Genomic DNA, 5953 nt, shown 5'->3' with positions numbered 1-5953 from the left:
TTCACAGCTCAACATCTTTTTTCCTGAACGGTTAAAACTTGAGCTTTAGGGTGACACAGTTGAGTGAACAGTCTCTTTTTATATTTTAGAGGGGGAGTGTTCATAAATCCCTAGCTCTCCAACAACACCCGTAACCGTAGATGTTTTTGCAATCCAACCACCCAAAATCATCAAAAACCCCTTCAACAAAACACCGCGAAATGATTTATGATGGGTATATATCATTTTCTAAATGCCCCATTAAATATCTACCTTCAACTAAACACGATACGCCAAGGTGGTCATAACCTTTGACTGGGCTTTCATAATTAACTTAGCCCACAGTGGAAACTCAACACCGCCGGCAAGGGCTGCCTCATTGGCGTGTGATTGCTCATCTTTATACATTTGCATCAAAATTACACGTGACTTTTCATCTTGGGCAGGTAATTCATTTAAATGTGTCTCTAAATGGCGCATCACCTGCTTTTCGGTTTCAATCACAAAACCATAGCTTACTTTATCACTAATAAGTCCGGCAACAGCACCGATAGAAAAGGATCCAACATACCATAAAGGATTGAGCAAACTCTTTCTCGCCCCAAGATCATCTAAGCGCGTTTCGCACCATGATAAATGATTATATTCTTCCTCAGCCGCATGATGTAAATGCGCACGTGTTTCATGCTCTTTCGCGACAAAGGCTTGCCCCCTGTAGAGCGCTTGCGCGCAGATCTCACCAGTGTGATCAACACGCATGAGCCCTGCCACATGTTTTGACTCAGCCGCATCAAGCTCTGGTTCGTTCATATCAAGTGCCGGAGTTGCTGACATTGGATTTGTTGCGGGCAAAACAACCGACTTCACAAAGTGTTGAAGCTCACCTAAACATTGATCTAAAAATGAATGACGACGCATTGACATGGTTACTCTTTATATATTGAAAAACTCATGCTCTGCATATTATACCCATCACAAACCATTTTAAAGTCTGGCGGCATAATTTTCGAGTTGTGACGGAAGTTTTGTACGATCTGATAGATAATGAATTTCATAATACCTACAAGGTCGAACCATCCAAACTCGGCCCATGCTGGAAACGTAATATTATGCAGCATTAAGCACGGCCATTTTCCATTTTTGATCCCATTCTCCTTTGCTGTGTATTGATGCTCTTAGCTGTAAAATTGGGTTTAACCCATCTCTTGACCACCGCATATGCTGCTTGCCTTTACATCGTTGATTAATTAAGGTTTCTACTGTTGACTCAGCCAAGTTACTGGTGAAGACTAAACCTTCTTTCTTGCGATTTGAGTAATTGACAATTTTATCCTCATTATTGGTAATATAAGTGATAAATTGAGCTATTCTTTTAATTGCGGTTGAATTAGTTGTTATTGATTTAAGTTGCTCTAAGCGCAGTAATGCTCTATCTGATCTACCTCTCCATAGATGCCATTTAACCCGCTTAAATTTAGCTTTAAGCTTTTCAGGCAATGAGATATTTTCCATTTTCATCGTAATATGAAACCAGTCGAGAATTCTGGTGAGTGACTTGCATATCCCTATGTGTCAGGATAGTTGTCGCCTAAATTTTTTCAATATCATATTGATTACTATGCAACCTTGTGCGATAAGTATTAAGCCTCCCACAATTCATTTCATCAAGTAGCTTTTTAAATTCATCTATATACTCTTCATTGCTACGAGCCCCAAAATATATACTTTTGGGGCTTATGAAATCAACTTCCATGCCATCTGCAACATTGTCTCTAGTAAGATTTTGATTTAAAGATAGAACCCTGTATTCCTCTTCATATGCCCAATCTATGCTTTTATTAAAATATATCTCCCTAATAAAAGACTCCATCCTTGCTTGATCTTGAAAATTGCTTTGATAATTTTTTATAAACTCCGCTGCATTAACAATATGCGGCTCAGATCGATAAATAACATTACCTTTTTCAAAGTCTTTAAGTTGATTGTCAGTATCGCCAATCTCATATTCAAAACACACGCCCTTGTGATTGTTTGCATAATGTGCCCACATAAGCATATTTTTTACTGTCTTAGAAAAGCAGGACACATACACAAGAATTTCACAGATACGCTTTACTTCACCCAAAGCCTCTTGATTTTCATGATGCCCAAAAAATATATGACTATCAAAGGGATCATTAAATGCCCTAGGCAAACGCATCCAACACTTGCCCATGAGAGCCACTCTAACATGTCTAAAATTGTCCGCTCCTTGAAAATAATCAGGTAAATATTTATAGATTAACACCGTACCTCCTCAAAGCTGACTGACAAAATCATTCCAGTCATCTGTTACCTTGGTCTGCATACAAGATGCATACTGACCTACATCATATTGGTAATCTTTCAATCGTTTTATATATGTTTCAACTGCCGACTTATACATCTCTATATCAAAATCACTACAACCGCTACCTAAGTAGCTTCCACAGTATGGTGCATCAGGCGGATTCGCTGGCGGATAAGGCTCAAAGCAATAACTATAAAGAGTATTTATGGAAAACAAGTGCATAATTACCACTAAAAATAAAAACCTACTTTTCATGTTGCTTTCCTTTAAAATGTCACTACACAATTCAATGCAGCAATGCATTATCTTACGTTAACATTAAGGGTAGCTGATATTTTATAAAGCTCCAATTTTTAAAATACTTAAGACAAACACAGCTGCTGTTGACAGCTGCTTTTCTCCAACATAGCAATCAATCAGGCTTTGGGTGCTTTAGGGAAACACTTAGATGTTAGTGTAAGCTAAATGCGCTTCATATCTCTGTAAAAATTTTCATGACTCCCAAGCTTCAATAATGTAAGCGTTATTTTTTCCTCTTCATAGGTATAACCCAACAGCATCAGTTGACGATTCATTTTAAATTTATGGACACGTAAAAAAATCAAGTCGCCTTTTTTCTGCTCACCTAACAATGGGTTTTGACATAACGCTCTAACCTCATCATCAAGTATTTGCTTATCCTGCTTTGATAGCTTTTTTACCGATTTTTTAAAGGTATTAGTCTGATTAATTACCAAATTCATAGCTACTTATATTCCCATTATCCATCTCTGCCTTAGCCATTAAAGCATCTTGAATGAATGCATATGATAAATCTGGATTTTCCTCTGCAATTTTGCCAATCAATGCCCAGTGCTCTATTTGCTTTGCACAAGACCGATGCATAACTTGACTTGTGATTTGTGCAACTCTAACTAGATCATCTGATAATCTTACTGAAAGTGCCATATATATACCTCAGAATATTTAAGTTTTTCTAGTATAGATCATAGTGATGCAAATTGCGACTTTTTGCAATTAAAACAAACATAACTGCCGTTGACCACTGTTATCAACGGGCTTGCTTCTCTGCTCAACATAACAATTAAGCACTGTCTTTTTAGTCACGCCAAGCACTCTGGCGATGGTATCGGCTGTTGCACCCGCTTTAGCTAGAGTACGTGCCGCCCATTCTTTTTCCTTAGCATCATCAATCTTTAAATTATCTTTGCGCACATAGATGGCTTGACCACCAAAGTGCTCAGAAAGCTTTCTAAGCACATCATGCGGCAATACTCTTTTAAGCGCGCCACAGGATTTATTGGCATACATCGGAAAGTAGATTTTATTACGCTTATTGGTGCACGCCACATCGTAAATGATATCAGCGTATTTTTCGCCAACCACATTACGAATCATTTTATAGCCTACTGATAGTGTTAACTCCTCCATAATACCCTCCTGATACTCTAGTCATTCAATTAATGATAAACAAAGTTAGTCGTTGGTAGCCTTAGCTGTAGAAATTTAGCCGTGTGTGAGTTTTTATAGGCCATTTGCTTTTGTACTTCTGGTGACTCCAAAGCGATTTTTGCGGCTTCGCTTGTACTGATTTTGCGTTTATTCTTCATCGATGACAGCGTGTTAGCGGGCAAGTTGTAATGAATTTCAAACTCGCGCATATTCTTAAAGTAAACATCATTGACTGTAAAATCGGTATTTTTAACTGACCTGTTTAATGTGTAGGCGCTATCAATGTATGCAAGCGTTTGCTCGATGTTTAAATGATTCTGTGAGAAAGCTTTAAGAAAATAACCATGTGAGCATGAAATAGTGCCTTGCTCGCGTAAGTGTGAAAAAAGCATTTTCTTTGACTTAAACTGTTTATTGTCATATGTATACATCTGCCTAATTCCTCCCTTAAAACGGTATTGAATCGTCATCAAAATCATTTAATTGCTGTATAGTGGGCTGTGGTTGCGACTGAGTACTTGCTCCCTGCTGTTGGTTGTTGTCACGCGGTGGAAATACCGCAAGCCATACACTGCCATCATCAGCTTGCTGTAATGCGGCTAAATTGAAACTTGCATCAAGCTTTAGCTTTATCCCATGTTGTGTTTGGAATACTTTGCCAATCGTTTTATTGATATATTTCTTTTGTCCATCTTGTCCGGTGTAGGTGCCTGTGGTGGCAACGATATTATGATTATGCATGCTATTTATTCCCGTTTTTCCTATTCTCTTTATTAATCACCATGAAATATTTTTTAATCACTGCATTCGGGATTTTGAGCCATTGCAGTGGCTGTATTTCTCCTTGTTCTTCCATCTTTGCGATAATTCGCGCGGCTTTCCATTCTTGATTTTTTGCAACCTCAATCATGTGCCTCAGCTCCTATTGCTTTGATTTTAACGCTACAACTTCCACCATGTTTTTTAGCTAACATACGCACATACAGCATTTTGATTTGACTGTCATCGTTAATCATTCGCGCTTTCTTAATCCCATCAAATTAAGCATTTTTTACCGCTTTTGGTGGTCACATAAAGATTATTGACGCTTGGCGGGTAATCCGTCGTGAATTGATACTGCATGGCATCACCTGATTAACACACTCGGCTCACCATATTGCAAACAAGCGCCAGTGATTGCCTCACCGTTTTTAATCGCGCGCTTTAGCTCGACCTTGTTAGCATCAACGCTAATACGCTTGTATTTCTCTGGCAGCATATCAACGTTGGACACATGCACTTGCTCGCTTGGCATGCGCCAACTCACCATGATTTGCGCATCTTTGAACTTTTCACCCTCTGCCATGTTTTTAGCCAGATAGGTTTTAATCGACTCAATACGCTTTTTAAGCGATTTTTCCCACTTCAAAAACTTTGTTTTCTCATTGTTTACAGCTGTCAATTCTGCATCTAAATTTTTAATGTACTTACCCAAATTGAGTACTTTTTCCTTACGCGCTATCTTAAGGCCTGTTAGCTTATTGGTATCAAGCTCAGCAATCACTTCGCCTGTTTCAACGTCAACTGCTTCGCAGACAATCTGCATAATTTCTTGATTAATATCATATAGCTTCATGATCGATTACCTTTGATTCTTTTGACTGTTTTAACTGTTTTGATTCTTTATACGCTTTAACCAAATCCACAAAGTTATTTAACGCTAACTGGCAGCTTTCCAAACACATGAACCAATAATCCTTTTGTAGATCTGACTTTACTTGCTATTTCTATGCCTGTTTTTTCCTGAATCCAGTTATTCATTGATTCTACCGGTTGCCTAATCTTAGATATTGCTGTTGAGTACAACTGATCCGCCGCATCTAAGTATGCTTGCCCTTTTTCTTTTTTAATAGGCGTGTATGTGTTGGTTTCTTGACTTGCGGGATAAGCCTTGTCACCAAACTTTGTGTATTGTTTGACCTTCTGGTCATGGCAAAGTAATTCATATGCCTTGCCATCATTCATTCCTGCATGAGTTAATCCAATGCTCTCGGGAATAGGCATAGAGCCAACTTGATAGCTTGCTAAAACATGAAGCTTCACACCATAGTAATATAGGTTCTTAGCAGCACAATACCCACTTTTATCCGCCAGCTCTGAGGCAACACAAGCTTTAAATCGACGATTATTTTGTGCCATAATAATTGGCATTGA

The 5953-nt window shown here is 38.4% G+C and carries 12 protein-coding genes; all 12 read right to left on the bottom strand.

Features of this window, described 5'->3' with window-relative positions:
• Positions 1-258 precede the first annotated feature (258 nt).
• Positions 259-897: a 2-polyprenyl-3-methyl-6-methoxy-1,4-benzoquinone monooxygenase gene (coq7, locus tag ACY10D_RS11920; protein ID WP_487000944.1), complete on the bottom strand. Its 639-nt coding sequence runs from the start codon at positions 895-897 to the stop codon at positions 259-261.
• A gap of 189 nt (positions 898-1086) precedes the next feature.
• Positions 1087-1521: a UPF0236 family transposase-like protein gene (locus ACY10D_RS11915; RefSeq protein ID WP_487000943.1), complete on the bottom strand. Its 435-nt coding sequence runs from the start codon at positions 1519-1521 to the stop codon at positions 1087-1089.
• Between the two features lie 46 nt (positions 1522-1567).
• On the bottom strand, positions 1568-2266 hold the full coding sequence (locus ACY10D_RS11910; protein WP_487000942.1) for a DUF2971 domain-containing protein: 699 nt from the start codon (positions 2264-2266) through the stop codon (positions 1568-1570).
• Between the two features lie 9 nt (positions 2267-2275).
• A complete protein-coding gene (locus ACY10D_RS11905) occupies positions 2276-2563 on the bottom strand; it encodes a hypothetical protein (protein ID WP_487000941.1) in 288 nt (95 codons plus the stop codon).
• 206 nt (positions 2564-2769) lie between these two features.
• On the bottom strand, positions 2770-3051 hold the full coding sequence (locus tag ACY10D_RS11900; RefSeq protein ID WP_487000940.1) for a type II toxin-antitoxin system RelE/ParE family toxin: 282 nt from the start codon (positions 3049-3051) through the stop codon (positions 2770-2772).
• Positions 3035-3256, bottom strand: a complete 222-nt coding sequence (locus ACY10D_RS11895) for a TA system antitoxin ParD family protein (RefSeq protein WP_487000939.1) — start codon at positions 3254-3256, stop codon at positions 3035-3037. The genes ACY10D_RS11900 and ACY10D_RS11895 overlap by 17 nt, the downstream gene beginning before the upstream one ends.
• Positions 3257-3325: 69 nt before the next feature.
• Entirely contained in the window at positions 3326-3739 is a 414-nt protein-coding gene (locus ACY10D_RS11890) for a hypothetical protein (RefSeq protein ID WP_487000938.1), read from the bottom strand.
• 29 nt (positions 3740-3768) lie between these two features.
• Entirely contained in the window at positions 3769-4191 is a 423-nt protein-coding gene (locus ACY10D_RS11885) for a hypothetical protein (protein WP_487000937.1), read from the bottom strand.
• A 16-nt stretch (positions 4192-4207) separates the two neighbouring features.
• On the bottom strand, positions 4208-4501 hold the full coding sequence (locus ACY10D_RS11880; RefSeq protein WP_487000936.1) for a single stranded DNA-binding domain-containing protein: 294 nt from the start codon (positions 4499-4501) through the stop codon (positions 4208-4210).
• 1 nt (position 4502) lies between these two features.
• Positions 4503-4670 (bottom strand): hypothetical protein, encoded by a 168-nt coding sequence (locus tag ACY10D_RS11875; protein WP_487000935.1) that lies wholly within the window; start codon positions 4668-4670, stop codon positions 4503-4505.
• A gap of 216 nt (positions 4671-4886) precedes the next feature.
• The gene (locus ACY10D_RS11870) at positions 4887-5375 is read right to left on the bottom strand and encodes a siphovirus Gp157 family protein (protein ID WP_487000934.1); all 489 of its coding nucleotides are present in this window, start codon (positions 5373-5375) and stop codon (positions 4887-4889) included.
• A 74-nt stretch (positions 5376-5449) separates the two neighbouring features.
• On the bottom strand, positions 5450-5953 hold a 504-nt coding region (locus ACY10D_RS11865; RefSeq protein WP_487000933.1), incomplete at its 5' end, for a transposase family protein.

The organism is Cysteiniphilum sp., assembly GCF_057495195.1.
The sequence above is the reverse complement of the archived record's forward strand: the minus strand, read 5'-3'. Positions and strand labels throughout refer to the sequence as shown.